This is a genomic window from Halobellus rufus (assembly GCF_000739575.1).
GTDB lineage: Archaea > Halobacteriota > Halobacteria > Halobacteriales > Haloferacaceae > Haloquadratum > Haloquadratum rufum.
Genome location: NZ_BBJO01000014.1, coordinates 171090 through 198046, shown reverse-complemented (window position 1 = coordinate 198046; position 26957 = coordinate 171090). Strand labels below are relative to the sequence as shown.

21 protein-coding genes and 1 pseudogene are annotated in these 26957 nt (G+C 66.5%); 11 read left to right on the top strand and 11 right to left on the bottom strand.

Going from position 1 to position 26957, the window contains the following annotated elements; genetic code table 11:
• Nucleotides 1-134 precede the first annotated feature (134 nt).
• Complete coding sequence (locus ACP99_RS07535) at nt 135-866, bottom strand: creatininase family protein (protein WP_049986003.1); 732 nt, start codon at nt 864-866, stop codon at nt 135-137.
• 131 nt (nt 867-997) lie between these two features.
• Here ACP99_RS07535 and ACP99_RS20820 point away from each other — a divergent pair, with 131 nt between their 5' ends.
• The 6 genes and pseudogenes from ACP99_RS20820 to ACP99_RS07510 all read left to right on the top strand — a co-directional run bounded on the left by ACP99_RS20820 (nt 998) and on the right by ACP99_RS07510 (nt 6623).
• Nucleotides 998-1675 (top strand): succinylglutamate desuccinylase/aspartoacylase family protein, encoded by a 678-nt coding sequence (locus ACP99_RS20820; RefSeq protein WP_231554240.1) that lies wholly within the window; start codon nt 998-1000, stop codon nt 1673-1675.
• Complete coding sequence (locus tag ACP99_RS20815; protein WP_394324861.1) at nt 1606-1950, top strand: succinylglutamate desuccinylase/aspartoacylase family protein; 345 nt, start codon at nt 1606-1608, stop codon at nt 1948-1950. The genes ACP99_RS20820 and ACP99_RS20815 overlap by 70 nt, the downstream gene beginning before the upstream one ends.
• A 112-nt stretch (nt 1951-2062) precedes the next feature.
• Nucleotides 2063-3208 carry a hypothetical protein gene (locus ACP99_RS07525; RefSeq protein ID WP_049986002.1) on the top strand — a complete coding sequence of 382 codons (1146 nt, stop codon included), beginning with the start codon at nt 2063-2065 and terminating at the stop codon, nt 3206-3208.
• 72 nt (nt 3209-3280) lie between these two features.
• A complete protein-coding gene (locus ACP99_RS07520; RefSeq protein ID WP_049986001.1) occupies nt 3281-4138 on the top strand; it encodes a methylenetetrahydrofolate reductase in 858 nt (285 codons plus the stop codon).
• Between the two features lie 226 nt (nt 4139-4364).
• A pseudogene (locus ACP99_RS07515) lies at nt 4365-5700 on the top strand (RimK family alpha-L-glutamate ligase).
• A gap of 104 nt (nt 5701-5804) precedes the next feature.
• On the top strand, nt 5805-6623 hold the full coding sequence (locus tag ACP99_RS07510; protein WP_049986000.1) for a universal stress protein: 819 nt from the start codon (nt 5805-5807) through the stop codon (nt 6621-6623).
• Nucleotides 6624-6800: 177 nt separating this feature from the next.
• Here ACP99_RS07510 and ACP99_RS07505 read toward each other — a convergent pair whose 3' ends face one another.
• Nucleotides 6801-8177 (bottom strand): glycine cleavage system protein T, encoded by a 1377-nt coding sequence (locus tag ACP99_RS07505; RefSeq protein ID WP_049985999.1) that lies wholly within the window; start codon nt 8175-8177, stop codon nt 6801-6803.
• 315 nt (nt 8178-8492) lie between these two features.
• Between ACP99_RS07505 and ACP99_RS07500 the strand changes: the two genes are divergently transcribed.
• Nucleotides 8493-8750: a hypothetical protein gene (locus tag ACP99_RS07500; RefSeq protein ID WP_049985998.1), complete on the top strand. Its 258-nt coding sequence runs from the start codon at nt 8493-8495 to the stop codon at nt 8748-8750.
• A 108-nt stretch (nt 8751-8858) separates the two neighbouring features.
• Nucleotides 8859-9635, top strand: a complete 777-nt coding sequence (locus ACP99_RS07495) for an MOSC domain-containing protein (protein WP_049985997.1) — start codon at nt 8859-8861, stop codon at nt 9633-9635.
• Between the two features lie 45 nt (nt 9636-9680).
• On the opposite strand, the gene ACP99_RS07490 is transcribed toward ACP99_RS07495, so the two are convergent.
• From ACP99_RS07490 to ACP99_RS07475, 4 genes are all read right to left on the bottom strand, one after another.
• Complete coding sequence (locus ACP99_RS07490; protein WP_049985996.1) at nt 9681-10331, bottom strand: helix-turn-helix domain-containing protein; 651 nt, start codon at nt 10329-10331, stop codon at nt 9681-9683.
• A gap of 201 nt (nt 10332-10532) precedes the next feature.
• On the bottom strand, nt 10533-13232 hold the full coding sequence (locus tag ACP99_RS07485) for a TRAP transporter permease (protein WP_049985995.1): 2700 nt from the start codon (nt 13230-13232) through the stop codon (nt 10533-10535).
• A complete protein-coding gene (locus tag ACP99_RS19060; protein WP_394324860.1) occupies nt 13229-13741 on the bottom strand; it encodes a DUF1850 domain-containing protein in 513 nt (170 codons plus the stop codon). Before ACP99_RS19060 ends, ACP99_RS07485 begins: the two co-directional genes overlap by 4 nt.
• An 80-nt stretch (nt 13742-13821) precedes the next feature.
• Nucleotides 13822-14868 (bottom strand): TAXI family TRAP transporter solute-binding subunit, encoded by a 1047-nt coding sequence (locus ACP99_RS07475; RefSeq protein ID WP_049985994.1) that lies wholly within the window; start codon nt 14866-14868, stop codon nt 13822-13824.
• A gap of 371 nt (nt 14869-15239) precedes the next feature.
• Between ACP99_RS07475 and ACP99_RS07470 the strand changes: the two genes are divergently transcribed.
• A complete protein-coding gene (locus tag ACP99_RS07470) occupies nt 15240-17051 on the top strand; it encodes a hypothetical protein (RefSeq protein ID WP_049985993.1) in 1812 nt (603 codons plus the stop codon).
• Between the two features lie 14 nt (nt 17052-17065).
• Here the strand turns inward: ACP99_RS07470 and ACP99_RS07465 are convergent, their stop codons facing one another.
• The 3 genes from ACP99_RS07465 to ACP99_RS07455 all read right to left on the bottom strand — a co-directional run bounded on the left by ACP99_RS07465 (nt 17066) and on the right by ACP99_RS07455 (nt 18607).
• Entirely contained in the window at nt 17066-17917 is an 852-nt protein-coding gene (locus ACP99_RS07465) for an aldo/keto reductase (protein WP_049985992.1), read from the bottom strand.
• 66 nt (nt 17918-17983) lie between these two features.
• Nucleotides 17984-18256, bottom strand: coding sequence for a hypothetical protein (locus ACP99_RS07460; RefSeq protein ID WP_197052377.1), 273 nt, complete (start codon nt 18254-18256; stop codon nt 17984-17986).
• A 72-nt stretch (nt 18257-18328) separates the two neighbouring features.
• Nucleotides 18329-18607: an ArsR/SmtB family transcription factor gene (locus ACP99_RS07455; RefSeq protein WP_049985990.1), complete on the bottom strand. Its 279-nt coding sequence runs from the start codon at nt 18605-18607 to the stop codon at nt 18329-18331.
• 285 nt (nt 18608-18892) lie between these two features.
• On the opposite strand from ACP99_RS07455, the gene ACP99_RS07450 reads away from it, so the two are divergent.
• A complete protein-coding gene (locus ACP99_RS07450) occupies nt 18893-20353 on the top strand; it encodes a DUF4397 domain-containing protein (protein ID WP_049985989.1) in 1461 nt (486 codons plus the stop codon).
• Nucleotides 20354-20410: 57 nt separating this feature from the next.
• Here ACP99_RS07450 and ACP99_RS07445 read toward each other — a convergent pair whose 3' ends face one another.
• The gene (locus ACP99_RS07445) at nt 20411-21538 is read right to left on the bottom strand and encodes an aminotransferase class V-fold PLP-dependent enzyme (protein WP_049985988.1); all 1128 of its coding nucleotides are present in this window, start codon (nt 21536-21538) and stop codon (nt 20411-20413) included.
• Nucleotides 21539-21713: 175 nt separating this feature from the next.
• On the opposite strand from ACP99_RS07445, the gene ACP99_RS07440 reads away from it, so the two are divergent.
• Nucleotides 21714-22715, top strand: coding sequence for a metal-dependent hydrolase (locus tag ACP99_RS07440; RefSeq protein WP_049985987.1), 1002 nt, complete (start codon nt 21714-21716; stop codon nt 22713-22715).
• 207 nt (nt 22716-22922) lie between these two features.
• Here ACP99_RS07440 and ACP99_RS07435 read toward each other — a convergent pair whose 3' ends face one another.
• The gene (locus tag ACP99_RS07435) at nt 22923-26954 is read right to left on the bottom strand and encodes a right-handed parallel beta-helix repeat-containing protein (protein ID WP_049985986.1); all 4032 of its coding nucleotides are present in this window, start codon (nt 26952-26954) and stop codon (nt 22923-22925) included.
• Nucleotides 26955-26957: the final 3 nt, after the last annotated feature.

Sequence of the window (26957 nt, the reverse complement as noted above, 5' to 3'; positions counted from 1 at the left end):
TACGAGCGACGAAAACAGGAAAAACGACGGATGCGCGCAGACCGAAACGAGCCGAATATTTCAGTCGCTTTTTGAGCTACGGCCGTCGACACAGTCTGACATCGACCCGACAAAACGAGGCGAGCTGATTCGGTTCAGATCCGCGGCCCGGGGTCGCGCTCGCGGACCTCGTCGAGCAGCGCACAGAGCGCGTCGGCGGACCGCTCCAACAGTTCCGCGCCGAGTTCCGCGCTCGATTCGCGCGGGTCGCCGACGACCCCGTTGTCGGTGAACTCGTGGGAGTCGACGGCGAGGTTGACCCGGCCCTGCCAGTTCCCCCAGCGGGCGCTTCCCCCCTCGGCGGCCTCGTCGAGGCGGTCCTCGTGCACTGTTTCGGGGTTCGTGTGACGCAGCAGCGAGGTCTCCAGCGGCCCGGCGTGGCCCATCTCCGAACTGTGCTCGCCCACCTCGTCGAACCACGTGAACGGGACGGCGTAGGCGTCGTCGTGGCGGACGATCTGGGCCGTGACCTCCTTTAGCGCCGCGATGTTGCCGCCGTGGCCGTTCACGACGACGACGCGGTCCCAGCCGTGCGAGGCGAGGCTCCCGACGACGTCGCGGACGTACGCGCGGAAGGTCGATTCGGTCGTCCACAGCGTCCCCGCGAACTCCCGGTGCTCCTCGGCGATCCCGACCGGAATCGCGGGCGCGACGACCACGGGGTCGGCGTACCGCTCGGCGGCGGCTTCGGCGACGGCTTCCGCGTCCAGCGTGTCGGTGCCGAGCGGGGCGTGCGGGCCGTGTTGTTCCGTGCTCCCGACGGGGAGCAGCGCCACCTCCGCCGCCGACTCCTCGGCGTCGGTCCACGTCTCTCGCTCCAGGTGCATACGCGGCGCTTCACCGAGCGGCCGGATAAAAGACGCGGCGCGCTCGTAACTCGCGCCGTTCGAGCGGCGATCAACACGAGGTCGCTCGTTCCGTCCAGAGATTTTTACCCCGCGGACGCGCCTTCTCGGATATGACCTACGACTCGGTGACCCACACGGCGTCCGATCGGTTGCTCGGGCGATTTCCCTCGGGCCGCGACGTCTCCGTGACCGTCCACCGCTACGAGGGCGGCGACGGGCCGACGGTGTTCGCGCAGGCGGCCCAGCACGGCATCGAACTCAACGGCCCCGCGGCGCTCCGGCGACTCCACGACCGCCTCCTCGACGCCGAGATAGCGGGGACGGTCGTCGCCGTCCCGGTCACGAACCCGCTCGCGTTCGACCACCGCTCGTATCTGACGCCGGAGGCCTACGACGCGTTTCACTCGAACTTCAACCGCATCTGGCCCGGCGACCGCGACGGCAGCTTTCAGGAGCGGCTGGTCGCGAACCTCTGGCCGCTCGTCGAGGAGAGCGACGTCGCGGTCGATCTCCACACCGGGATGCCGCAGATGCTCGAACACGTCCGGTTCAGCCGCGGCGACGACGACGCGCGGGCGCTCGCGGAGGCGTTCGGGACCGAGCACTCCTCGCTGACGACGACCCCTTCGAGGGCGACGACTTCGCCGGGAAGTTCCGTCTCGCGGCGGCACGGGCCGGCGTTCCGGCGATCACCGCGGAGCTCTCGAACAGCCGAACCGTGCGACGCCCGGCCGTCCAGTCCGGAGTCGAGGGCGTCTGGAACGTCCTCCGCGAACTCGGCGTCGTAGACGAACCCGTCGAGTCGACCTCGGACCAACGGGTCCTCTCCGACGACGTCCCGCGGGTCGTCGCCGAGATGTCGGGTCTCTTCGAGCTGCGGGCCGACCTCGCCGTCGGCGACGCCGTCGACGCCGACGAGGAACTGGGTGCCGTGTTCGACCCGTCGTCCTTCGAACGGCTGGAGACCGTCACCGCGAGCGGCGCTGGCATTCTGTACTCCGTCTCGCGGGGCGGCGTCGTCGTCACCGGCGAACGGGTCGCGAGCATCGCCGCTGATTCCTGACGCTGTCGAGCCGACGGCTCTGGACGGGTCGACGTCTGTACCGGTTTTTAATACCCTCACCATTCCGCACGTAGCGTTAACCAATCACAATGTGTTGGTTGCTAGCAGTACAATGGCGATGCAGCCGCAGTCTTCGTTCGACGCGCTCTCGCGGGTGCTCGATCGCCTCGGTTCGGGGGACCGGACCGTGCGACGGGCCGAGGCGGCTGCCGGTGGCGACGCGGACGGACCGCTGCGCTCGACGGTCGAGGTCGCAGTTCCGCTCTCGGAGGCGCTCGGCGTGGAGGCGAGCGACGATTCCGATCGGTCGTCGCCGGACGGCGGTGTCGACGACCTCGAAATCGCGGTCCGGCTCCCGGTGTTCCCGTCGAATCCCGACGGCGGGCCGGCCGTGGATCTGCCGGAGGACATCTCGATGTCGACGACGACGACGGACGTCCGACTCGAAGACGACGGAGTGATCCTCACGCTGACGGTCACGATCGACGCGGCGGCCGTGGGCACCCCGACGGAACCGGCGGCCGCGACCGACGCACAGGAGCAGACCGGTTCACCCGAGGATCTCGAACCGACAGAGGACTTCACCCGCGGCGGAACGTCGGCGGCCCGAGGTGGCTCTCCGGGAACGGAGAACGAGGCGGATCCGACGTCGCTCGCGGCCGTCCGCGACGAGTCGGTGCCGCCGTACGACGACACGGGCTATCTCGCCCGACTGTACGACGTCTGCGACACCTTCGAGGAGATGAGCCGACGGATCGAGATGGACGTCTCCGCGGAGACCGTCCGCCGGTATATGATCGACGCGGGCGTTCACTCTCCGGCGTCGTACGAGACCGGCGCTGCGGAGGATCCTGACCCGGCCGAAGCGGCGGAGGCTGACGGCGCGGACGACTCAACGGCTTCGAGAAGCCACGAAGCGCATTCGGTGGAAGGACCGAACGCCGGAGGAACCGACCGCGAACCGGAATCCGACGCCGTTTCGACGGAGTCACTCCCCGACGAGCAGTTGGTCACCGACGGGATCGGGCTCCCGGAGCGACTGACGCTGCACGACGTCGTCGACGCCGTTCTCGACGCGCGGACGGTCCACGAGGTCCAGCGGGAACTCGGGTTGGAGCACGACCGCACTCGACAGCTCCTGCGGCAGCTCAACGTCCTCGATCTGGTCTTGCGACGGGTGGCGTCGGCCCCCGACCGCGAAGTCACCGCCGAGGACGTGGCCGCCAGAATACGGGAGTCAGCACCCGATGGGTCGTGACCGCCACACGTCCGAGCAGCCGTACCGCTCGCCAGTAGACAAAAGTAGACCCCATACGTTCGTTCAATATCGATGTCTGTAGCCACCCAGCACGGAAGTTCAGACGGTGTTAGCCAACTCCTGACCTCGGTTCGGTTCGAGTTGATGCCCTTCGATAGCTTCGAGGAGGAGCTCTCACACCTCCCGGAGGGGGCGAGCGTCGCGATCACGACCTCGCCGCAACTGGGCATCGACCGAACGGTCGAAAAGTGCGTCGCGGCCGCGGAGGCGGGATACGAGGTGATCCCGCACATCGCCGCGCGATACATCGAAGGGCCCGACGAACTCGACGAGATCTGCGGGCGACTGCGAGAGGTCGGCATCACGGACATCTTCGTCCCCGGCGGCGACAAGGAAGAGCCGGTCGGAGAGTTCGAGTCCGCCTACGACCTGCTGGTCGCCCTCGACGACCTCGACCACGAGTTCGAGGAGATCGGAATCACGGGCTACCCCGAGGGACACGACTTCATCTCCGACGCCGAACTGGTGGAGTCGATGGAGAAGAAAGCGCCCTACGCCACGTACATCGTCACGCAACTGTGTTACGACCCGGACACCATCATCGAGTGGATCGAGGAGATCCGCGACCGCGGGATCGACCTCCCGGTGGAAGTCGGGATCCCCGGCGTGATGAAATACGAGAAGCTCATCGGCATCTCGCGGAAGGTGGGCGTCGGCGACTCGGTGAAGTTCCTCCGGAAGACGACGGGTATCGTGGGCTTCATCAAGCAGTTCATCGGCTCTCGCGGCCGCTACAAGCCCGACGACCTCGTGGAGGGGCTCGCCCCGTACGTCGGCGACGACACGTACAAGCTCCGGGGTCTGCACCTCTACACGTTCAATCAGACGCCCGACCTCGAAGAGTGGCGGCAGCGGAAACTGGCTCAGTAGCTGTTCTCACCCCTCTCCAGACCTCTCCCCTTCTTCCCCTCTCCGTGTACCGTCCGCCGCGTCGCGCCCGCCCGGGACCCCGGTCTTCGGAGTAGGACGGATGTACCGCCGTTCTTAGGTGTTGAAAACGCGGCCTCTCGCACTTGCGTGTCTGTAACAATGGCGCTCAGTGCGCTGCGTCGGAGTATGCACTCGAACGGCGACAGTCGCTACTGCGGGGTCGAGGATGGCTGATTCCGCGGCGCGCATCGGCGTGTTGAGCCTCCACAACAGCAAGGAAACCAAAGCCATCCTGAACGCCATCGACGCACTCGGCCACGAGACGGAGTGGCTCCGCGAGGAGAACACGGTCGTCCGCTTCGGGGACGGTGACGCCCAGTTCAGTCCGGACGTCGACGTGATCGTGAACCGGCTGCTGCTCTCGAACAGCGAGCAGCCGGCCGAGGAACTGGGACTCGCGCACACGCTCGCCGGCATCCGACCGATGCTGAACGCGCCGGGCGCGACCGCTCGGGCGGCACACAAGACCGCCGGCGCGATCGCGCTGCTCAACGAGGGTATTCCGGTGCCGAAGACGGCGCTGGCGCTCTCGAACGCGCAGCTAAACCGGCTGCGCGGGGAGTTCGGCGAGGAGGCGGTGTACAAGACCGCCATCGGGACCCACGGCGGCGGCGTCTGGCGGGTCAAGACGGACGATCCGCTGACAGCGAGCGTCGGCAAGCGTCGGGCGTTTCTCCAGGAGCTGATCGGTCGGGATCGCGACACGCCGCGTGACCTCCGGGTGTACGTCGTCGACGACGAGGTGATCGGGGCGATGTTCCGCTACGCCGCCGAGAGCGACTGGCGGACGAACGTCGCACGCGGCGGGCGCGTCGAGAACGCGAGCGAGACCGCGCCCCCGGAAGTCCTCGATATGGCCCGTCGTGCCACGTCGGCGCTGGGGCTCGACTACGCGGGCGTCGATCTGATCGGCTCCGGCGACACGTGGTACGTCCTGGAGGTCAACCCGACCGCCGGGTTCAAGGGCTTCTACGAGGCGACGGGTCGGAGCCCCGCCCCGTACATCGCGAGACAGGCGATCGAACTCGCCGGCGGAAGCGTCGCCGACGAGCGGGTCGAACAGCTCGCCTCGACGCTCGACGATTCGGTGCCCGCCTGCAAGCCCGTCCCGGAGGCGGAGTCCTCCGAGAGCGTGGTGACGATCGGATTCACCGAGCGCGTCGTCGTCAGCGGGAGCAGCGGCACGAAAACCGTGATCGCCAAATCGGACACAGGGGCCGCCAGCACGAGTATCGACCTCCGACTCGCCGCGGCCATCGGCGCGGGGCCGATCCACACGACACTCGCGCGTGCGCTCGGGGAGTTCGAAACAGGCCAAGACCCGCCCCGTCGTCGACCTCGTCGTCGGCATCGGCGGCGACCAGTACACGGTCGCGGCCAACATCGAGGACCGGACGCACATGACTCACCCGCTCCTGCTGGGACGGGACATTCTGAAGCACTACCGCCTCGACGTCAGTCGGAGGGTCGAAGACCACGCCGAGGTGGACGACGAGGAGTGAGTCCCCACCGCGCCAAGCGGTCCGTCCCCCTTGCTGGCGTCGTTTTTGTTCTGCTAGAACGACACCTCGGCTATATCCGTGTCTATCACGAACTTTACTGTGAGATGTATCAGATGCTCGTCCCCGTCGACGACGACGAGAACAGGGCGCTCAATCAGGCGCGGTACGTGGCGAGCCTCCCCGACGCCGAATCCGCGATCGAGGCCACGGTGCTGGCGGTGGCTCCTCCGAGTAGTCTCGGCACCGCCGAAGACGTCGAATTCGCGGAGTTCGAGGCGGCGATGGCGGCCGCGGCGCACCTCGAATCGCAGGGGGTACAGGTAGCCCGTCGCGTCGGTGACGGCGGCGTCGGCGAGGAGATCGTCAGGATCGCCGACGAACTCGACAGCGACGAGATCGTGATGGGCGGGCGGAAGCGATCCGGCGTCGCGCCGCTGCTGCTCGGCAGCACCGTCCGCGAGGTGTTCGTCTCGACCGAACGCCCAGTGACGATCACGGGTACCGGGATGGCGTTCGACGGCGGGCCGCGGGAACTACTCGTCCCGGTCGATCGCAACGTCGAGCGAGCGCGGCAGCAGGCCGACTACGTCGCGGGCCTTCCCGACCCCGCGAACAACGTTTCCGCGACGGTGCTGTACGTGTTCCCCCATCAGGACTACGCCGGCGCGCCGCCGCACGAGTTCGCGGAGATCGGTGCCGCGGTGGCGGCGGCAGATCGGCTCGAAGCGGAGGGAGTCGCGGTCGAGCGCGTCGCGACCGGCGGGGAGGTGACCAGAAAGATCCTCGCGGCGGCAGAGGACCGCGAGGCCGACGGAATCGTGATGGGCGGGCGGAAGCGCTCGGGCGTCCAGAAGGTTCTCCTCGGGAGCATCGCTCAGGACGTGATGCTGTCGGCCGACCGGCCGGTGACGCTCACGGGATAGCGTCGCTGTCCACTGGGGCGGGGACGCCGCACCGGTCGTCTCTCCGGCGGGACGCATTCCTGTCCCACTTGTGGCCGATGAACCGTCTACACTCGTCGCTCTCGGATCGCTCGGACGTCAAAAAACGAAACCGGCCAGTTTCGATCGCCGATCTCCGAGCCAGCGACGTCGACTGCCTCAGTCGTTCTGCTGGGCTTCCTGCTTCGCGCCGAGCTTCGCCTGTTCGCGGGCGCTCGGATTGACCGACTCCTTGAACGGCACTTCCGAGACCGTGGCGAACACCGGTTCGCCCTCCTCCTCGGCGTACTCGTCGGGGAGGTGGACCTCGAATTCGAGATCCAGGTCGTTCTCGTAGATCTCGTCGTCGAGCGTGGCCTGCGCGGCGTCCTCGAGCTTCTCCGCGGGGACGAAGCCGAGGCCGATGTTCGTCTCCAGATCCGGGTTCCACCACGGCGACGTCATGTAGCCGCACTCCTCGCCCGTCTCGGGGTCGGAGATGAGCCAGAAGTCCGAGGCGTAATCGCGGATCGGCTCGCCGGCCATCTTGAGTCCGACCAGCTTGAGGTTGAACGGGTACTCGCCGTTCTCGATGAGCTCCTTCTGCCGTTCGAGCTCCTCCTTGCCGATGTAGTCGCCCTCCTTGTCGTCGGGCACCTGATAGCCGAGGTTGACCTGGAACGGCGAGGTCTCGTGGTCCATGTCCTGGCCCCACGAGAGGATCCCCGCGGCGATGCGGCGGTGGTGACCGGGAGCGATCTGACGACCGCCGTGGTCTTTGACCGTGTCGAGCACCGGGTCCCACACGCGCTCGGCGTTCTCCATCGCGTCGCGGACGTAGACCTCGAAGCCTTTCTCGCCGGAGAAGCCGGTCTGGCTCACCAGCACCGACGCACCGTTGATCTCGGCCTCCATCAGGCCGTAGTAGGGAATGTCGGAGACTTCTTCACCGACGACTTCCCGCATCACGTCCTCGGAGCGCGGCCCCTGAATCTGCATCGGGGCGACGTCGATCTCGTCGACCTCGACGTCGAAGTCCTTCCCGACGTTGACGCCCTGGATCCACTGCATCAGCGTCGAATCGGAGATCGAGAACCAGAACTCGTCCTCGGAGATACGCAGCAGAATCGGGTCGTTGAGGATGCCGCCGTCCTCGTTGCAGAGGATGACGTACTTGCCGTGCATCGGCTCGATTTCCGTCGCGTCACGGGTGATGACGTAGTCGGTGAGCGCCTCCGCGTCGGGGCCCTTCACGCGGATCTGACGCTCGACTGCGACGTCCCACAGCGTGACCGTGTTCGTCAGCGCCTCGTACTCCGCCATCGCACCGCCGTCCTCGGGCTCGACGAGTCCGCGCGGGTGGTAGATCCGGTTGTACACCGTACACCGCCACGCTCCCTCCTCGTTGAACGACTTATCGAAGAAGGGGGACTTTCGTACTCGCGTCGACACCAGCATCTCGATCCCGGGGTCTCCGGTCTGTCGGAGGTTCCGCGGGAGCGTTCTATCGGATTGGTCTACACTCGGATGGTTCGGATGATCGTAGTCCCCTGACATCCTCTGAAACAAGATATCACACCTCAATAAAATGGGACCCTGATAGTATCGTACTTTTATGATAGTAGTGGAAATCCTCCACACTCGCCCCTCCGACGCGGCCGAGTGAAGCCCGCCTCGCGAGGCTCTCGAGGCAGTCATTTCCGGCGCGACGCTGCCGCAGTCGCGATGACGCGGACGACAGACTCGTTCGCGTGACGAATTGCTCGCCGGCGTTCGAGGCGTGATCCAGGAGTTGAACATCTGTACGCAACGAATGTGATCGATACGCCGCCGACTCGCTTCCCTTATTTTCCCGCGTCCCGAACCGAACGTATGACTCCCTATCGACCCCGCCCGGGACCGGACGCCGCCCGCGCGTTCCGCCTCGGCATCGCCGCGGGTGGACTGATCGGGCTCACGTTCGCCGCGGCGTTGTACTGGTTCGGCACGATGAACGTATTCGCGTTCGGGTACATCTTCCTGCTCGTCTTCCCCGTCTACTTGGTCCTCGTCGCGACGGCCCTCAGCGTGTGGCTAGGCTACGATCAGGACGCCACGTCTCTCCGGCCGGTGTATCGAACCGAGCGGTAACTGCTCGTCGTCCCGCCGAATTCTCGACGTTGGAACGTCTCGATCACCCCTTCTGGAAACCTCGCCACGAACGCTACTGTAATGGATCGGGGGTGCCACCTCTCGGCAATGGCAGAACTCGACCGAATCAGGGTGTTCCCGGTGAAAGGGTTCGACGGCATCGACGTCCGCGCCGCCGACGTGCTCGCCGGGGGGACGATCGAGGGCGACCGCGAGTTCGCCTTCTTCGACGCCGACGGCACCGTGCTCAACGGCAAGCGCTCCGCGCTCGTTCACGAACTCGACGTGGACTTCGATCCGAGTACGGGAACACTGACCGTCGAGACGCCCCACGGTGAGACTGAACAGTTCGACCTCTCGCGGGACGCGGCGCGAGCGGAGGCGTGGTTCGGCGACTACTTCGACGCGGACCTCTCGCTCAGGAGCGACGAGGACCGCGGGTTCGTCGACCGCCGTGAGATGGGCCCCTCGGTCGTGAGCACGGCGACGCTCGAAACGATCGCGACGTGGTTCGAGGAACTGACCGTCGACGGCGCGCGTCGCCGCCTCCGCGCGAACCTCGAAATATCCGGCGTCCCCGCGTTCTGGGAGGATCGGTTCGTCGGGGACGACGCCCCGGCCTTCGAGATCGGCGGCGTCCGGTTCGAGGGCGTGACCTCCTGCGGCCGCTGCGTCGTCCCCGGCCGCGACCCCGACACGGGTGCCGTCACGCCGAACTTCCGCGAGCAGTTCGTCGAAAAGCGCCGCGAGACGTTTCCCGAGTGGGCCGACCCGTCCGACTTCGAGCACTTCTTCACCGCGATGCTGATCGCCGAGGTCCCCGAACGGGACCGAGGGCGACGGCTCCGCGTCGGCGATGGGGTCAGAATTCTCGATACGGCGTGATACTGTGTCCTCTCCACGTCGGAGAGGTGGCTCCACGCCCGCGTCTCACTCCCGCTCGGCGATGGTCGCGGCGATGAGGTTCCGCATCCCGCGGCGGAGCCGCCCGCTCATCGCCGTCGAGGAGAGGCCCATCTCGTCGGCGACCTCGCTGAGAGAGGTGTCCCGGGGCTCGTTGAAGTAGCCCGCTGCGAAGGCGAGTTGTAACGCCTCCCGCTGCTCGTCCGTGAGACCGTAGGAGGACTCGCCGCCGGCGTCCTCGTTGCTGTAGATCTCGATGATGTCGAGTTCGATGTCGTTCTCTCTCGCGTACTCCCAGATGGCGTTGAGCGCGCTGCGGTCCGGCAACAACAGGTGCACCATCCAGCCGGCGTTCTCCGTCTCGGTGTGGACGAGGATGCCGTTCTCTCGGGTGACGACGCTGCTGATAAGCTTCGTCTGCGGCGTGTGTTCGATGTAGTAGATGGCGGTGTCGCCGGTCCGATCGATCAACTCGAACTCGTCGACGGTGACGTCGGTCTCGAGCATCGATTCGAGCGCGTCGTGATCGTGGTACTCGATCAAGAACGGGAAGTGCGTCGAGCCGGGATCGGTCGTCCCCTGCGTGAGCACCCGTATCTTGATGCCGTCGAGCCGCTGCAGCGTGGGCACGAGGGCGAGGTGTTCGTGTTCGATGTGTACCTTTGCTGTGATCGACATGGTTCGTGGATCTCCGTTCGCAGCCGCCTTCGATCGCGTTGGCTCCCCCGACGAGCCGACCGATACCGTGGGATTTTCTGCCGACTAATAGTGTCTGTCGGTTCGGAGCCGGGCAGAATACCCGATAGATGTCTCTCGGGCGAACGGAACGGGATCGGGACGGATCGAACGGGCTCGACCCGACAGAACGGAACCGCGACGTTACGCCGACACGCCCTCTGCTCGACCGCGCGCCGAGGCGGTCTCCCGCTTGTTCTTCGCGACCAGCACGACGAACAGCACGAACCCGACACCACGGAGTGCGAGGTCAAGCAGGAGCGCGTCGACGGAGACGCTCACGCCGACGAGTCCGAGCAGGTCGAACACCGTCGCAGAGAGGAGCCCCGGTGCCATCAGCAGCAGCGAACTGAGCGCGAAACCGGTCCGTTCGAGGCGGTTAATCTGTCCGTAGAGCGTCCCGATGACCGTCGCGCCGAGTGCGATGACCCCGAGGAATACCCCGACGACGGGGACGAGGATCTCGGGCACGGAGTAGGAGAGCTCCGCGAGGTCGGCGAAGTTGACGACGCGGTACTGCTCGCGGATCGGTAACTCCGCGGCGTTGTCCTTCTGTCTGAGCAGGACGATCCCCGGCGCGAGCACGAACGCGAAGGGCACGATCGCCTTGTTCAGCGACAGGGAGAACGCCTTCACGCCCGTCTCGAAGGGGTCGGACTTCGCGACGCCGCTGGCCGCGTAGGCGGCGACGGCGACCGGGGGCGTGATGTCGGCGATGACGCCGAAGTAGAGGATGAACAGGTGCGCCGCGAGCAGCGGGATCCCGAACTCGACGAGCGGCGTCGCGAGCATCGAGATCAGGATGATGTAGGTGACGGTCGTGGGCATCCCCATCCCGAGGATGATGCTCGCGACGGCGGTCACGAGCAGCATCACCACGATCGACCCGCCCGAGAGCGCGAGCAGCAGTGAGGTGAGGTTCGGCCCCAGCCCCGAGACGCTGATGACGCCGGGGATGATGCCCGCGGCGGCGACGGCGATCACGACCGGGACGGCGGTTCGCGCGCCCTCCTCCATCGACTTGATCACGAAGGTGCCGACGCGGAACAGCTGATTCTCGCCGAGGTCACGACCGGTGACCTCGCCGGCGGACGTGGCCGACTCCTGGACCGTCGGATTCAGATCCAGTACCTTCGACTCCATCTTCGGATGGACGAGCATCGTGACCGCGCTGGCGAGCATCGCGTACCAGCCGATCCGCGGACCGATGACGGAGAAGGCGGTTTCGAGCGGGACGCTCGCGCCGCCGCTGCCGCCGACGAGCCCGAGCACGGACGTGCCGGTAAGCGTGTAGCTCGCGAGTTCGACGCCGAAGACGACTGCCAGCGATCCGAGGAGGAACGCCCGGGTCTCCTCGCTGTAGGCCGCGATGAACGCGATGAGGGCGACGAGCGCGACGAGCGTGAACCACGCCGACCGCGAGACCGAGAGCCGCTCGATGATGAGGTAGTACAGCAGCAGGAAGATCGGGACCAGGTAGAACCACCCCTTCGTCAGGTGCTTGCGCATCGGCGTCGTCTCCTCGAGTCCGCCGATTCCCTCCTGGACGGCCTTCAGATGGACCATCACCCAGACGCCGAAGAAGAACACGACGGCCGGGACCGTCGCGAGGATGATGATCTCGCGGAACGGGGTCGCCGTGTACTGGACCATCAGGAACGCCGCGGCACCCATCACCGGCGGCAGGATCTGTCCGCCAGACGACGCCGACGACTCGACGGCGCCGGAGAACTCAGGCGAGTATCCCGAGCGCTTCATCAGCGGGATCGTGAACGCCCCCGTCGTCACGGTGTTCGCGATCGAGGACCCGGAGATCGTGCCCATGAATCCGCTCGCGAGGATACTCGCTTTCGCCGGTCCCCCCTTGCGCTTTCCAGTGGCCGAGTACGCGAGGTCGATGAACCACTGTCCCGCGCCGCTCATCTCGAGGAAGGAACCGAACAGGATGAAGATGTAGATGAAGCTGACGGAGACGGTCACCGGAATCCCGAAGACACCGTTTTCGGTATTGTACCACAGGTTCTGGACGATGTCCGGCCACGTCAGCTCGGGGATCGCAAGCAGACCGAGGAACGGCGTCCCGCTGCTGATGAGGTAGCCCCAGCGGGCGTACACGATGAAAGTCGCGACGATCAGCATCAGCGGCAGGCCGAGCGTTCGCCGGGTCGCCTCGAGTACGAGGAGGACGCCGACGACGCCCAGAATCATCGCGTAGGAGTACTCGCTGATGAAGGGAACGCCCCCGAGTACGGGTTCGAGGAACGTGTAAATCTCCGTGACGGGCCGCCCGGATTCGAGGCCGAACACCCGCATGTCTTGGATCTCGGAGAACTCCATCAGGAAGTAGATCGCCGAGAGGGCCGCCGCGATCATACAGAGCACGTCGAACGGCGTGACACGGCTACGGTTTGGATCGACGAACGCCCAGCGGAGGAGCGCGCGGACCCGGCCGACGACGCTCGTGAGGGGATTCTCCGATCCCACCGCCTCCTGGACGGCGTCGTCGAGGCGTCCGAGTCCCCGCGCGACGAATCCGTCGCCCATCGTCGCCGGGAACATCAAGAAGGTGAGAACGAGCGCGAACGCGACGTGGATCGCGTTCGCTTGGAGAAGCTGGAGGGAAACTTGGAGGTTGTCGACGACCGGGAGGGGAATCGTGAACGTGAAACTCCGCGCCGCCAGCGCGAGCTGGAACAACGAAAAGCTGATGCCGATCACGGCGACAGCGAGCGCGGCGAGTCCCTTCAGGGATCGCCGGCGCTCGATCTCCTCGATGAGCTCTGAGGCCTCCTCTCTGGATATCTCTGCGTCCGTATCACCGTCTGCTGCGTTGTTCGTACTCATAAAAGCGTCTCCATCAGTGGCTGCCGCTCGATGTGCATTCGGACGTCGTTCGCGTTGGTCGCTGCGACCAAGTCATACTGTCGGTCGTCAACGATCAGCGTGTGGTTCGCTATCCGCCCCGGCGAGACCGAAAGCGACTCCATCTCGGTTATCGGCCCCTCGGGGTCGTACACGAGCGTTCCGTTGACGTTCTCGATGTCGACTCTGGACGGGAGCCCCCAGCCGTAGGACTCGAACTCCATCCGCGTGTTTACGAGCGTCTCGCCGGATACCCGGTACTCGTCGTACACGCGGGATTTTTCGACGCTGTGCATGTATTCGAGTCCGATCGTACTCCCATCGTCGACGGGTTGCGTAATATAGTGTTCGCCCGTGTCGACGTCCTCGACGACGAGCACGGTCTCCGTCGGAACGGTCGCCGCCACGCCGACGCCCGCGACCGCGATCACGACAGCAACCGCTAGAATCGCCGTACGGAGCGGCCGTTGCGTGATCGTCGTTCGGTTCACCAGTTCGATCAACGGAGCGCGGTCTTTTGACGCCTACGATACGGAAAAAATACGAGCGTCTCTCGGGTGAGGCTGTGTCGTTACTCGCCGAAGTACGCCGCAGCGCCCTCGTGGAGCTCGATGGACATCCCGTCCTGTGCGCTTTCGCGGGTGATGAAGTCCGTCTTGATCGTGAGTTCGTCGAGGTTGTCGAAGATGGCCGCGGTGACCGTCTCGACGGTGTCGGCGGGGACGCCAGAGTTCGTCGCGATCATCGCCTGCACGGCGACGGTCTCGACGTCCTCCTCGACGCCGGTGTAGGTTCCGCCCGGGATCGTGTCGTCGGCGAACCAGGAGGCGGCGTCCTTGACCGATTCGCGGGCCTCGCCGTCGATGGAGATGATCCGGATGTCGTTCGTGTTCGCGAGGTCCTCGATGGCGCCGACGGGCCAGCCGCCGACGACGAAGGCGGCGTCGATGTCGCCGTTGGCGAGCTGTTCGGACGCCTGCGAGAAGCCGGCGTTCTGCTCGTTGAAGTCCTCGATACCGACGGCCTCGAGGATCTGCAGCGCGTTGACCTGCGTCCCGGATCCGAGGTCGCCGGTGTTGATCGTCGCGCCGCTGAGGTCGTCGAGCGTCTCGATCCCGCTGTCGGCGAGTGTGACGAGCGTGATCGTCTCGGGGTACAGCGTCGCGACGCCCTGGAGGTTCTCGATCGGGTTGCCCTCGAACGTCTCGATGCCCGTCCCGTTCTTCGCGAAGTACGCGATGTCGTTCTGGATCAGCGCGAAGTCCGCGGACCCGTCGGCGAGGCTGCCGACGTTCTCGACGCTCGCGCCCGTCGACTGGACGTTCAGCGAGAAGTCCGTATTCGCCTCGACGATGGTCTTGAACTCGTTCGAGAGCGGGTAGTAGGTGCCGCCGGTGCCGCCCGCGTGCCAGCTCAGACGCGTTTCGGCTCCGCCGTCGTCGCCGCCCTCGGTCTGGGTTTCGGTCTCGGTGTCCTCGCCGCCGTCACCGTTTCCGTCGCCGCTGTCTCCGCCGTCGCCGCTTCCGTCGCCGCCGTTGCCGCTACATCCAGCGAGCGCGGCCACGCCTGCGATACCGGCCGCTTCGAGGAATCGTCGTCGAGTTTCTTCGGATGACATACCAACTCACAGTAACTCTACGGAGGTTTAAATCTCTGGCTATTTCACATTCAAACACCAACATACTCGAATGATATGGTCGATTAACTGTCTATTGTCGTCACAAATATGTTCTTCCGCCCACGTGTAGGATACTCAATGTATGTTATGTGGTGTGTAATGTCGAGTAATATCTCACTTCTCAATTAAAAACCAGTCTCTGTACAGGACCCCGTTTATGTGCTACTCCGTCAGCGGGCAACACCACCACGTCCGCTGTAACTTGCAGCCTCCCTCGTGGTAACGGTTGAATTCGCCGCTTCTACCTCCGCAGTTTCACGACAGTACCTCGTCGACGAACGTTTAAGTGCGATACCGCCGCCAATCGGGCTATGTGGGGCCGTCTCACCGATCGGCTGGGTCCGAGCGGGTTGGCCGTCGTCGGGTCGGGATCGATCGAGGTCGGCGCGAAGGTGCTCTTGGATCTGCCGTGGCTCCTCGATTCGACGCTCGGTGCCGTGGCCGCCTCGGTGGTCATCAACCTCGGCATCCGGAACCAGTTCCTCCTCGCGGGGAGTCAAATCCTCTTCCTCGTCGTCTCGTTCTACGCGTTCCTTCCAACGGTCCTCCCCGGTGATGCGGGCGCCCGGGCCGCACGCGAACCACCGTATCGAGCCGCGCTGGCGCTCGTCGCAGGGTTCTACTCGCTGCCGGTCGTTCTCCTCTCGACGGGTATCTGGACGACTGTCGGTTGGTCTGCCCGTCTGGTCGGCGTCTCCCTAGTGGCTTCCACGGTCCTGTTGCTCGGGGTCGTCGCGGTCTTCCTCGACCGGACGCAGTCCGAACCGCTGACCGATCCGTCCGGGGAGGCTCACGTGATCGTTCGCGAGGGTCGCGGCGATTCGCATCCGACCTCAGTGGACCCGAAGCGGTTGGGGTCGCTTCCGCGGTGGCAACGAACTGGTCGGACCCTGGTCCTCGTTACGGGGACCAGCGCCTCGCACGTGAGTCCGATGGTCTTGCTCGGTTTTCTCGGCGGCGCGCTCAACGCCGTGTTCCCGGTGTTGGAACTGGTGATCCTCTGCGGGTTGATCCTCAGATCCGGCGGCGGGGAGACCGACTCGCGGTTGTCGTCGTCGCTCCCGGCTGTCGAAGACACGTTCTACGACCACCTGACGGTCGTCACGCGCGGCTCGACCAGCGCCGCCGGAACGATCACGGCCGTGATCGGCGTGCTCGCCCCGGTCGGAACTGCCGTGATCCTCCTCGACGGTGGCTATCTCACGCCGCAGTATGCGATTTCGGCGTGGGGGCGCGCGTTCGAGTACCTCGGTCGATGGCTCTTCGCTACCGTTCGGCCGGCGACGGTTCTAGACGGGTTCGTGGCGGCCGTCGCCGCGAGCGGTGAGCTCCTCGCGATTCCGCTCGCGGCGACGGCCGCGGTGTGGTTCTGGTTCCGTGAGATCCAACGACTGCCGGCGCTGTCGCCACCGCCCGATGGGACAAACACCGACCCGGCTCGGGCCGATCCAGTTCCCGCTCGCCCTGTCGGGATGCTCCTCCCCGCGGCGGCGCTCGCACTGGCGCGGCGGCTCGAAATCGAACTCACCGTCGGTTCGCTGCGCGGTGTCGCCGCTTCGGGCACGGTCGAACTGCTCTTCGCCGCGGGCTGGCTCCTCCTCGCGCTGCTGATCTTCGCGACGATACGGTGGACGCCCACTGACGGTCGGGACGCCGAATCCATCGACGCGCTGACCGAGGGACCACCAATGTTCGTCGCCGCCGGCGCGACGCTCGTGATCGCGTACGCGCTCATCGTCCCGCTGTCGCGAATACTGCCGTTGACAGCCGTCGTGGTGCTGCTTCTCGCGTGGCTCTACTACCTCACGCCGGTCGATCGTTGGGCGGACGCCAACGCGGACCGGCCGGTGCTCGTCGTCCTCGCCTACGGTCTCGTTCTCGTTTCCATTTCGGTCCCGGCGGTCGTACTGGACGTCGCCCCGCCGATCGTCTTGGGTCTCGTCGTAGTGCCGGTGCTCGTCGTCGTCGGTCACCGCACTCCCGGTGAACCGTCCGGAGAATCGGACCGCTCAGCGAGCGGGGACGACGCTGCCGCGAAGAACCGCGGTGAATCACCCGTCGGAACGCCCCCCTCGCCCGCGCTCGACCCCGACCGCAGCGATGACACCGATTCCGAGGCCTGATCCACTTTCGCCCTTCACTCGGCGTCGAGCCGCTGCATCTCGTCGGCCGACAGTTCGAGATGGGAGGCCGCGACGTTCTCTCTGAGGTGCGCCACCGACGAGGTACCGGGGATCGGAAGGATCACGGGCGAGTACTCCAGCAGCCACGCGAGCGCGATCTGGTACGTCGAGGCGTCGTGTGCGGCGGCGACGTCCGCCAGCACGTCCGCCTTCGACCCCAAGTCGCCGGCCCCGAGCGGGAACCACGGGATGAAGCCGATTCCCTCAGCCTCGCAGACGTCCAGCACGGCCTCCGAGTCGCGGTTCCCGAGGTTGAACTGGTTCTGGACGGTCGCGACGTCGACCATCTCTTGGGCCGTCTCCAACTGCTCGACGCTCACGTTGCTCAGCCCGATGTGCCGGATCTCGCCGTCGTCTTTGAGTTCCGCCAGCGCCGAGATCGACGCCTCGAAGTCGACGTCGGGATCGACCCGGTGGTACTGATACAGGTCGATGCAGTCGACGCCGAGCCGATCGAGGCTACAGAGGTGCGCGTTCCGCAGGTAATCGGGGTCCCCCTGCTTGATCCAGTCGCCCTCGCGGTTTCTGAGGAGTCCGCCCTTCGTCGCGATCACGAGGTCGTCGGCGTAGGGGGCGAGCGCCTCGCGGATCAGGCGCTCCGAGACGCCCGGGCCGTACGAATCGGCGGTGTCGACGAAGTCGACGCCGAGGCTCACCGCCGTCTGGAGCACGCGTTTGGCGTTCTCGACGTCGTCGGGTTCACCGATGACGTTCTCTCCGGTGAGTCGTAACGCCCCGTAGCCCAGGCGATGGACGGTCAGGTCGCCGCCGATGTCGAACGTGTCGCTCGCGTTACGTAGTGTCACACGTCCCCCTTTGCCGGTCGAAAAATAAGTGATGCGGCCCCGGCGGTTCTGCCTCCCGTCACTCGATCACTGCCACGTGACGTACGCGAGTACGCTGATGCCCGCGGTCTCCAGTATCTGGAGGATCATCATCACCCGCACGGCGACGGTCGGCATCGCCGGGGCGTTGAAGTAGAAGTAGAGCGCGACCACGTTCTCGGCCAGGAGGAAGCCGGCGAACACCATCGACGCGAGCGTGAACGGCGCTTTGATCTCCCGGTAGGTCCGCATCCACACGGCGATCACCGTCGCTAGGAGGACGATGTTGAGCGCCGCGGCGAGCCGTGCGGCGTCGAGCATCAGCGACACTGTCGGGGCCCCCTCTTCGGTCTCGGTGCGTTCTCGCGTCCGTGGCGTGGCTCTGTGATCATCTTACTCCTCGATCTGTGTGAGTATCTTCTCGACCGTCTCCCAGTGTCGCTCCGTGCGGTCGCTCGGGAGATACACGGTCCCGTAACTGGCGTCGCTGCTCGTGATGACCCCGTTGTCTTCGAGCACGTCGAGGTGGTGGCGAACGGTGTTGTACGCCAGGTCGACGTCCTCCGCCAGTTGGTTGGCGTTCCGGGGACGGCTCTCGAGTTTCCGCAGGATACGAGCGCGATTCGGCCCTCCGCGCGTGCCGGCGAGCGTCTGCCAGAGGACCGTATCCATCCGTCCGAGAATTCACTTCCGACCGCAAAGAATCCACCGGCTACGCTCACGGCCGCTCGCGGCGGACGCGACGACCTGATCCGCCACGGTGAACGCCCCCGACATTCCTGCAACGACGTGGCCACCTGTATTTCATATATCCGAGAATACCGCATAAAACGTTTTCGTCCGCTGTTGACGAGGTGGCAATAGACGCAATTTAGAGCCATTTTCGCGGCAGTTGAGTCAGATTTTAGTCTGAGTTGCGAAAGAGGTTATTTTTCTTTCACACCTCGACCGTAGTGGATGTCACACGACAGATCGGACACCACTCGGAGACGCGTACTGCTCGGCATCGGAACCGGTGTGACGGCGACGCTGGCCGGTTGCGGCGGGACCGGCAACGACACCGCGACCGAAACCGCGACTGACACCGAAACGTCGACCCCGACGCCGACGGAGACGGCGACCGAAGAGCCGACCGAGACGCCCGCGGGAACGGCCTCCGTCCGGGTCGCGCACCTGTCTCCGAACGCGCCGAACGTGGACGTCTACGTCGACGGCGCGGCCGCGCTCGAGGACGTCGCCTTCGGCGCAGTCAGCGGCTATCTGGACGTCCCGGTGGGCGAGCGTGAGGTCGAGATAACGGCCGCCGGCGATCCCGAGGCGACCGTCTTCTCCGGAGCGGTTCCCGTCGAGGCCGACACCGCCTACACCGTGGCAGCGATCGGTGAAGTCGGCGAGGACGCCGACGAGGCGTTCGAGCCGCTGATTCTCGAAGACGACAACTCAGATCCCGGAGAGGAGATGGCACGGGTGCGCCTCGTCCACGCCTCGCCGGACGCTCCCGCTGTCGACGTCACGCTGGCATCCAACGGCGACGCGCTCTACGACGGCGTCGCCTACGGCGAATCCGGGTACGTCGAGGTCCCCGCTGGCGATTACACGCTCGAAGTCCGCGGCGACACCGAGAGCAACGACGGGGACGTCGTGGCCGACTTCGACGTCAGCCTCGCGTCCGGGCAGGTGTACACCGCGTTCGCGGCGGGCTACCTCTCGCCGGACGACGAACCGGCGGACACGCCGTTCGACCTCGTCGTCGCACAGGACACCGGCGACGGGATGGACGATACAGAGGACGCCCCAGCCAGCGTCCGCGTGGCGCACCTGTCGCCGAACGCGCCGAACGTGGACGTCTACGTCGACGGCGACGCCGTCCTCGAAGACGTCGCCTTCGGCTCGGTCAGCGGCTACCTCGACGTCCCCGCAGGCTCGCGGGCGGTCGAGATCACCGCGGCCGGCGACGCCGACACCGTCGTTTTCGACGGCGACGTCGAGGTCGCGGCCGAGACTGCCTACACGATCGCGGCCGCCGGCGGGATCGGCGACGAGGGAGACGAGCCGTTCGAGCCGCTGATCCTCGAAGACGACACGACTGCCCCCGACGAGGACACGGCGCGGCTCCGCGTGGTCCACGCCTCGCCGGACGCCCCGGCGGTCGACGTCACGGTGGCGTCGAGCGGGGACGTCCTCTTCGACGGCGTCGGCTACCGCGAGTCGGGCTCCGTCGAGGTGCCCGCGAACGACTACACCGTCGAGATCCGGGGCGACACCGAGGGCAACGACGGGGACGTCGTCGCCGACTTCGACGTCAGCCTCGAGGGTGCAACGGGCTACACCGCGTTCGCGGCGGGCTACCTCTCGCCCGACGACGAACCCGCCGATACGGCCTTCGATCTGATCGTGGCGGCGGACACGATGGCGTAAGCGGATCCGGCACCCCGCTGCCGTCGGTCTCCCGTCCGCTCTCTCGTCGTCTCGGAGCTACCACCCGACTTCCCGCAGGCCCTCCAGCAGTCTGTCGACGTCGCTCGCGTCGTTGTACACGTGCAGCGAGGCTCTGACGACGCCCTCGGGCGACGGCAGCGAGCGGACCACGACGTCGTACTCCTCCTGGAGCCGTTCGACCGTCTCCTCGGGGTCGTCGACGCGGACCGTCACGAGCCCCGATTCGGGCTCGCGCGGACTCACCAGTCGCTCCTCGGGTACTCCGTCGACGAACCGCGTCGCGAGGTCCTGAATGTGCGATTCGACCGTGTCGATGCCGACCGATTCGAGGAGCTCGATCGATGCCGAGAGCGCCGCGTAGGGCGCGGGGTTCGTGGTCCCGATCTCGAAGCGCGCCGCGCCGTCTTTCAGTTCGTAGGTCCCGTCGCCCGCGTCTGCGACGCTCCGGTAGCCGATCTGCCCCGGGTGAAGGTCGTCGACGACGTCCTCGTTCACGTAGAGGAAGCCGCCGCCCCAGAGGCCGAGCATCCACTTGTGGCTCGCCATCGCGACGGCGTCCGCCCCCCACTCGCTCACGTCGAGATCGCACTGTCCGGGCACCTGTACGGCGTCGACGAGCACGCGCGCCCCGGCGTCGTGCGCCTCCTCGACGAGTTCCGCGACCGGCAGGTACGTCCCGTAGTTCCACGTCAGCGCGCTCAGGCAGACCAGTTTCGCGTCCTCGATGGCGTCGCGGTAGGCGTCGCGATCGATCCGCCCTTCGTCAGTGGGTGCGACGCGCACTTCGCAGCCCTGCCGCTTCAACCGCTGCCACGGGAGGACGCCCGCCGGGTGTTCGAGGTCCGTGCGGACGATCACGTCGCCCGCCTCCCACTCCATCGCGCAGGCGATTCGGTTGATCCCGTCCGTCGTGCTCTGTGTCAGCGCGATCTCGTCGGCGCTCGCACCGACGAAGGCGGCAACGTCCTCACGCACGTCCTCGTAGAGGTCGAACGCGTAGGGGTACGGCCCCGGATCGGCGGCCGACTCCCACTCGTGGGCCTCGATCGTCTCCTGTGCGCGCTCGACGATCGGCCGCGGGCTCGGACCGCTCGCACCGGTATTCAGGTACCTCGTCTCCTCGAAAATCGGAACCGACTCCCGGATCTCCGCTGGCGTCGTCATCGGTCTCGACAACTCGCCGTCGACACTTAGTCCCTGCTGGCGGTCGCCCGCCGTGGCTGAGTCTCCCGAAGATCGAGTTCTCTCTCCTCTCCTCTCCTCTCCTCTCCTCTCGACCCGTGTTCCCTGCTACCACGCCGACGAGACGCTTATATTCGGGGCGTGCGGTGTTACTCGCGTGTTCGTCGGTCACGCGCTCTTCGCGTTCGCCCTCGCGGTCCTGTTCGCCGAGTGGCGAGGCTGGCCGACGCGGCGGGCGCTGACAGTCGGTATCGTCGCCGGGGCGTTCGCGGCGCTGCCCGACATCGACGTCGTGTACGCGCTGGCGGCGGTCGATGGCGGGCGGTTCCTCGGCGGCGGCTCGGTCGATCCCGAGGCGTTCTGGAGCGCTGCGAACGCGGTCCACCGGTCGATGACGCACTCGCTCGTCGTCGCGGCAGTCGTCGGACCCGCGGTCGGTCTCTGGGCCGTTCGGCACGCTCCGCCCCGGCGAAAGTGGATCGCCCGGGCGACCGCCGTGACGCTGCTGCTCGCGTTGGTGGCGACAGCGACGGCCGTCAGCGGACCGCTGGGGACGCTCGTGATGGGTGCGTTCGTCGGGGGCGCGGCGGCGCTCGCCACGCTCGCGGCGCGTCGGACGTCCCTCTCCCCGCGACTGATCGCGCTCGCCGCCGCCGCGGGGCTCTTCACCCACCCGTGGGGCGATCTGGTGACCGGCGAGCCGCCGCGGCTGTTGTACCCGCTGCAGACGACCCTGCTGGACGGACGGGTGATCTTGCATTCGGATCCGACGATCCACCTCCTGGGCGCGTTCGCGATCGAACTGGCGGTCGTGTGGCTCGCCCTGCTTGCGGTCGTGCGACTCACTGGTCGTTCAGTCCGGCTCTTTTCGGACCGGACGGCCGCACTGGGGGCGACGTACGGGGCCGCGGCGGTCGTTCTCGTGCCGCCGACGCTGGAAGTGTCGTATCACTTCGTGTTCTCGATCCTCGCGGTCGGCACCGTCTGCGGCGTCCTCGCGTGGTACCGCTCGGTCCCGCCGATCCACACAGTGGTCCGGCCCGCATCCTACGACAGACGGGCGTTCCGCCCCGACCTGGCGTTCGTCGCGATCGCGCTGGCGGGGACGACTATCGCGCTCGTCGGCTACGCCGTCGTCTACGTGGCGCTCGTCTCCTAACCCTCGATCCTCGGACGCATCGCTGTCCAGTCGGGTTCCGAAAAATGTCCATCGGACGACGTTCGACGTTCGCTCGTGTACCCCTACCCGTGCGCCCGTCGAAGCGTTCGTCCGCGACCGTACCCGGATTATTACACGAATTGAGTAAAAGTCTTGTGTAAGTGGCCGGGCGGTGTACTGACCAGTGACGCGTTTCTCGATGTCTGTCTACGCGCCTCTGTCACCGTTTCGACGGTTTCCGTTTCGTGCGTTCTCTCCGTTGCCTGCGTTCTCCCCGTTACCTGCAGTCTCCCCGTTCTCCGCCCCTCTCGCTCCGCGTTCGGAACCGCCACCGTTGTTTTCCGGAGCGCCGCGACTAGCGGCGTCGCGACCCTCCCGTTCCGACCTGTCTCTTTCGGGGCCCTCCCGATCTGTCTCCGACTCCATCGGGGACTGGGTGTTCTCTGCCGTCGACGTTTCCATCGTGGTCTCCGCCGCGGGCGTCGTCGCTTCTGTGGCTTCCTCTGTCGTCGCTTCTGTGGGCTCCCTTGTCGTTTCTTCAGTCGTCGCTTTCGCGGTTTCCGCCGTGGTCTCGGTTGTCTCATCCGTCTCCGTAGCTGTCGATTCCGAGGTCGTGTCTGTGGTGTTTTCGGGTGTCTCGACGGACGTCGTCTCCTCGCTCGTCGCCTCGATGTCTGCCGTCTTCGCTTCGATCCCTATGGACGCGTCGTCGGTCGACACCGATGTCGGATTTGGCGTCGGTGTTCCGGTGGATTCCGCCGTCGAGGTTTCGGTGGTCACCTGAGTCTGTGACGCTGTAGCCGAATCCTCGGCTGTCGGTGTATCGCTCGTCGTTGGCTCTTCGGTTGTGGTCGCCGCTTCCGTTGTCGTCGACTCTTCGGTCGTCGTCTCGCCCGCTGTTGCAGCCGCTGCCGTCGTCGACTGACTGGTTGTAGTCTGTTCGGTCACCGTTTCCCCGCTCGTCGTTGGTTCCGCCGTCGGCGCGTCTGTTGTCGCCGCTTCGGTCGGTGGGACTGTCGACGGCGGCGTCGACGTTGCCGTCGAACCGTTGCCCGTCGTCGTCGTTGTCGTTGCTGTCGAACCGTTGCCCGTCGTCGTTGCCGTCGAATCGCCGCCCGACGTCGACGCGTCGCCCGCGACTTCGACCGGAGCGTAGGTACCGTCTCGATCGACGGTGCCGGTGACTGCTCCGCCACTGGCTTCGGACGCTCCGGTCGGTTGCCAGACGGCTCCGTTGTAGCGCCACAGTTCGACCCGGCCATCGTCCGCGTCACTGTACCGGAGGCTCACGGTGGCGTTCTCGACGTCGACGACCTCGACGCCGTCACCGACTGCTCGCGCGCCGGTCGGCAGCGTCGGCAGTGACCCCTGCTCGACGGTCTCGATCGCGAGCGGTTGGTCGACGAACTCGAACGCCGCGTTGTCGCCGACCTGTAGCCCTGTCGCCGACAGCGGCAGCTCCCGGTAGTCGGTACGGCCGTCCAGCTCCCAGCCGTCGTTACTGCGGACGGTGACGTCTTCGAGTTCGCCGCCGTTGGCGATCCGGAGCCCCGCGCCGCCGTTCTCCTCGATCGTCGTGTCTCTGACGACGTTGGAGGCACCGCTGTCTCCCCCGATCTCGATCCCGTGTCCTCCGTTGTTCGCGACGGTGGATTCGGAGACGACGTTGCGGCTGACGTCCGTTCCCGTTCGGATTCCCTGATTCTCGTTGCCCGTCGCGGTGATTCGGTTGAACTCTCCGCCCGCGACGTTGTCGTGGAGCCACAGCCCCGATCCGTCGTTGTCGGCGACGGTCACGCCCGCGAACCGGACGTCGTCCGTCTCCCAGAGGGTGATCCCGAACGCGCCGTTTCCGGTGGCGCTCGCGTCCGCCAGCTCAGAGCCCGACGCGTCGACGAAGTACATCCCCATCTTCTTGTTTCCGTTCGCCTCAACGTCCGAGAGCGTCGCTTCCACCGGGAACGTGTGGGAGAAGTCCCCTATCTCGATCCCGACTCCCCAGTTGGTGACGCTGACGTCGCGGATCGTGACGTTCTCGATGGTGGCATTCCCCCGAGTCGCCACCTGGAGTCCGACGCTGCCGTTCGCCCCGCCGCCTTCGATCGTGTGGCCGCCGCCCGTCAGTTCGACGTCGCTCGAACTGATCAACACGCAGGTGTCCGACGTTCCGTTCCGAACGTCGCCCGTCAGCGCGTACGATCCGGGATCCTCGATCACGGTGCAGGAGTCGATCGCTCGAACCCCGTCGGGTGGTGTGTCCGTCTCAGGGTCTCCGTCTCCGTCGTTCCGGTCCCTGCCGTCGCTATCGTCTCGATCCCGGTCTCGATCGGCTCTGCCGTCGCGATCCCGTCCGTCGCGGTCGTCGCTCCTGTCCCGGTTCCGATCGTCTCTGTCTCTACCGTCCTTGCGGTCGCGATCTCTGCTGTCGCGGTCTTTTCTGTCGTCGCGATCACGCTCGTCTCCGCCGTCTGCGACTCCACCGCGCGGCTTTCGGTCCTCTCTCGGCTCCTCACAACTTCCGGCGACGAGGTACACCGCTCCGCCGTCGCGCTCTCCGGTGTCGGCGAACGGTGCTCCGACGACGAGGTCGGTCGCGCCGTCGCCCGTCAGGTCCGAGGCGGTGGTGACTGCCCACCCGGCGCGATCGAACGCCGCCGCGCCGTCGAGTCGCGCGTCGTCTCCTAGTCGGCGTTCGCCGTCGAGGCCGCCCTCAACGACGTACGCTGATCCAGACTCGGTCCTGTCGTCGCTCCCGTTCCTGAACGGCGCGCCGACCACGAGGTCGTCGTAGCGCGAGCAGCGGAGCTCTGTACCGCCGGCGACGCTCCAGCCCGCGCGGTCGCCCGCGTGTTCGCCCCGGACGGTCGCGTCGGCGTCCGCGAGCGAGATCCGCCGATCGCCTCGTTCGGCGTCGAGATCGATCCGCTGGGCGTCGACGAGGTACACCGCGCCGGCGTCGTTGCCGCCGCTGTCGTCGAACGGCGCACCGATTGCGACGTCGGGGCCGCGGTTTCTGGCTTCTCCGTCCGCGTCCGTCTCGACGACCCGCCCGGCGGGGGCGAGCGCGAACCCGGCGGCGTCTCCGGACGCGACGCCTTCGAGTGCAATTCCGCTCTCGACCGAGACGACGTCGCCGTCCGGCGCTTCTCCGTCCTCGTACACGTCGCTCGCCGCGCTTTCCGAGGTCCCGGGGAGCACGTAGACCGCCCCGGCGTCACGCTCGCTGCTGTCGTCGAACGGCGCGCCGACGAGCACCTCGCGGGTTCCGTCGGCGGTGACGTCGGCCGTGGCGACTGCCCACCCCGCGGCGTCGCCCTCGCCGGCACCCGCGTAGGTCCTGTTCGCCGCTTCGTCGAGGCGGTGTCGCCCGGGAGCGAGGTCCTCGATCAGGTAGGCCGCCCCCGTTTCGTTCTCTACGGGGCTCGCGTACGGTGCGCCGACCAGCAGCCCGCCGGTCGACTCCTCGCGGGTCCGCGCCGCCGAACCGGATCCGGTCCGGCCGCTACGGTGGCCGTCGGCAACCGCGACTGCGTGACCCGCGCGGTCGCCGTCGTCGACTCCGTAGTACGTGGCGTACGCCTCGCTCGATACGTCGATCTCGCCGTTCGAGAGGTTCTCCCCGCGGGCGACGTAGACGACCCCCTCGCTGGCGTTGTCGGAGCTGCTCCGCGCGTCGAACGGCGCACCGATGACGACGTCCGCGCGGTCGTCGCCCGTCAGATTCCCGATGGCGACCGACCAGCCGGCACCGTCGCCCCTGCCGCCGGTGAACGTCACGTCGGCGTCGTCGACGTCGAGCGACGCCGCGTCGACCGGCCCGTAGAACAGGTAGGCCGCGCTGCGCTCGGGGTTGGCCCCCGCGGTCGCCGGGTCGCTATCGTTCGCCGCGCCCGGGGCGGCGACGAGGAGGTCCTGCTGCCCGTCGCCGTTTACATCACCCGTCGCGAGGTCGTAACCCGCGGTTTCGTTCGCTCTCGTCCCCCCCACAGTTACGTTGATATCGCGCAGGGACTCGTCCCCGTTCAACACGGCCTCCCGGTCGGTCCCCGACGCTCGGTCGTCCCCGGTAACTAGTGCACTCACGTCACTTTGGTCGAAGTTCGGCTCGGCGAGGATCGACGCTCCGGGCCCGTCGTCCGCGACGAACTCGCTGACGGCGACGGCCGCCCCGCCCAATACGAGGAACGTCGTGAGGACGAGTACGAGCGGCAGCGCCTCCTGTAACGAACTGCGGGCCATACA

What these genes read in the sequence shown, in the direction of transcription:
- ACP99_RS07470 (WP_049985993.1), top strand. Translation starts at nt 15,240, where the DNA reads ATGTGGGGCCGTCTCACCGATCGGCTGGGTCCGAGCGGGTTGGCCGTC.
- ACP99_RS07445 (WP_049985988.1), bottom strand. Translation starts at nt 21,538, where the DNA reads ATGACGACGCCAGCGGAGATCCGGGAGTCGGTTCCGATTTTCGAGGAG.
- ACP99_RS07500 (WP_049985998.1), top strand. Translation starts at nt 8,493, where the DNA reads ATGACTCCCTATCGACCCCGCCCGGGACCGGACGCCGCCCGCGCGTTC.
- ACP99_RS07455 (WP_049985990.1), bottom strand. Translation starts at nt 18,607, where the DNA reads ATGGATACGGTCCTCTGGCAGACGCTCGCCGGCACGCGCGGAGGGCCG.
- ACP99_RS07520 (WP_049986001.1), top strand. Translation starts at nt 3,281, where the DNA reads ATGTCTGTAGCCACCCAGCACGGAAGTTCAGACGGTGTTAGCCAACTC.
- ACP99_RS07490 (WP_049985996.1), bottom strand. Translation starts at nt 10,331, where the DNA reads ATGTCGATCACAGCAAAGGTACACATCGAACACGAACACCTCGCCCTC.
- ACP99_RS07435 (WP_049985986.1), bottom strand. Translation starts at nt 26,954, where the DNA reads ATGGCCCGCAGTTCGTTACAGGAGGCGCTGCCGCTCGTACTCGTCCTC.
- ACP99_RS07450 (WP_049985989.1), top strand. Translation starts at nt 18,893, where the DNA reads ATGTCACACGACAGATCGGACACCACTCGGAGACGCGTACTGCTCGGC.
- ACP99_RS07505 (WP_049985999.1), bottom strand. Translation starts at nt 8,177, where the DNA reads ATGTCAGGGGACTACGATCATCCGAACCATCCGAGTGTAGACCAATCC.
- ACP99_RS20820 (WP_231554240.1), top strand. Translation starts at nt 998, where the DNA reads ATGACCTACGACTCGGTGACCCACACGGCGTCCGATCGGTTGCTCGGG.
- ACP99_RS07495 (WP_049985997.1), top strand. Translation starts at nt 8,859, where the DNA reads ATGGCAGAACTCGACCGAATCAGGGTGTTCCCGGTGAAAGGGTTCGAC.
- ACP99_RS07510 (WP_049986000.1), top strand. Translation starts at nt 5,805, where the DNA reads ATGTATCAGATGCTCGTCCCCGTCGACGACGACGAGAACAGGGCGCTC.
- ACP99_RS07475 (WP_049985994.1), bottom strand. Translation starts at nt 14,868, where the DNA reads ATGTCATCCGAAGAAACTCGACGACGATTCCTCGAAGCGGCCGGTATC.
- ACP99_RS07525 (WP_049986002.1), top strand. Translation starts at nt 2,063, where the DNA reads ATGGCGATGCAGCCGCAGTCTTCGTTCGACGCGCTCTCGCGGGTGCTC.
- ACP99_RS07535 (WP_049986003.1), bottom strand. Translation starts at nt 866, where the DNA reads ATGCACCTGGAGCGAGAGACGTGGACCGACGCCGAGGAGTCGGCGGCG.
- ACP99_RS07460 (WP_197052377.1), bottom strand. Translation starts at nt 18,256, where the DNA reads ATGCTCGACGCCGCACGGCTCGCCGCGGCGCTCAACATCGTCCTCCTA.
- ACP99_RS07485 (WP_049985995.1), bottom strand. Translation starts at nt 13,232, where the DNA reads ATGAGTACGAACAACGCAGCAGACGGTGATACGGACGCAGAGATATCC.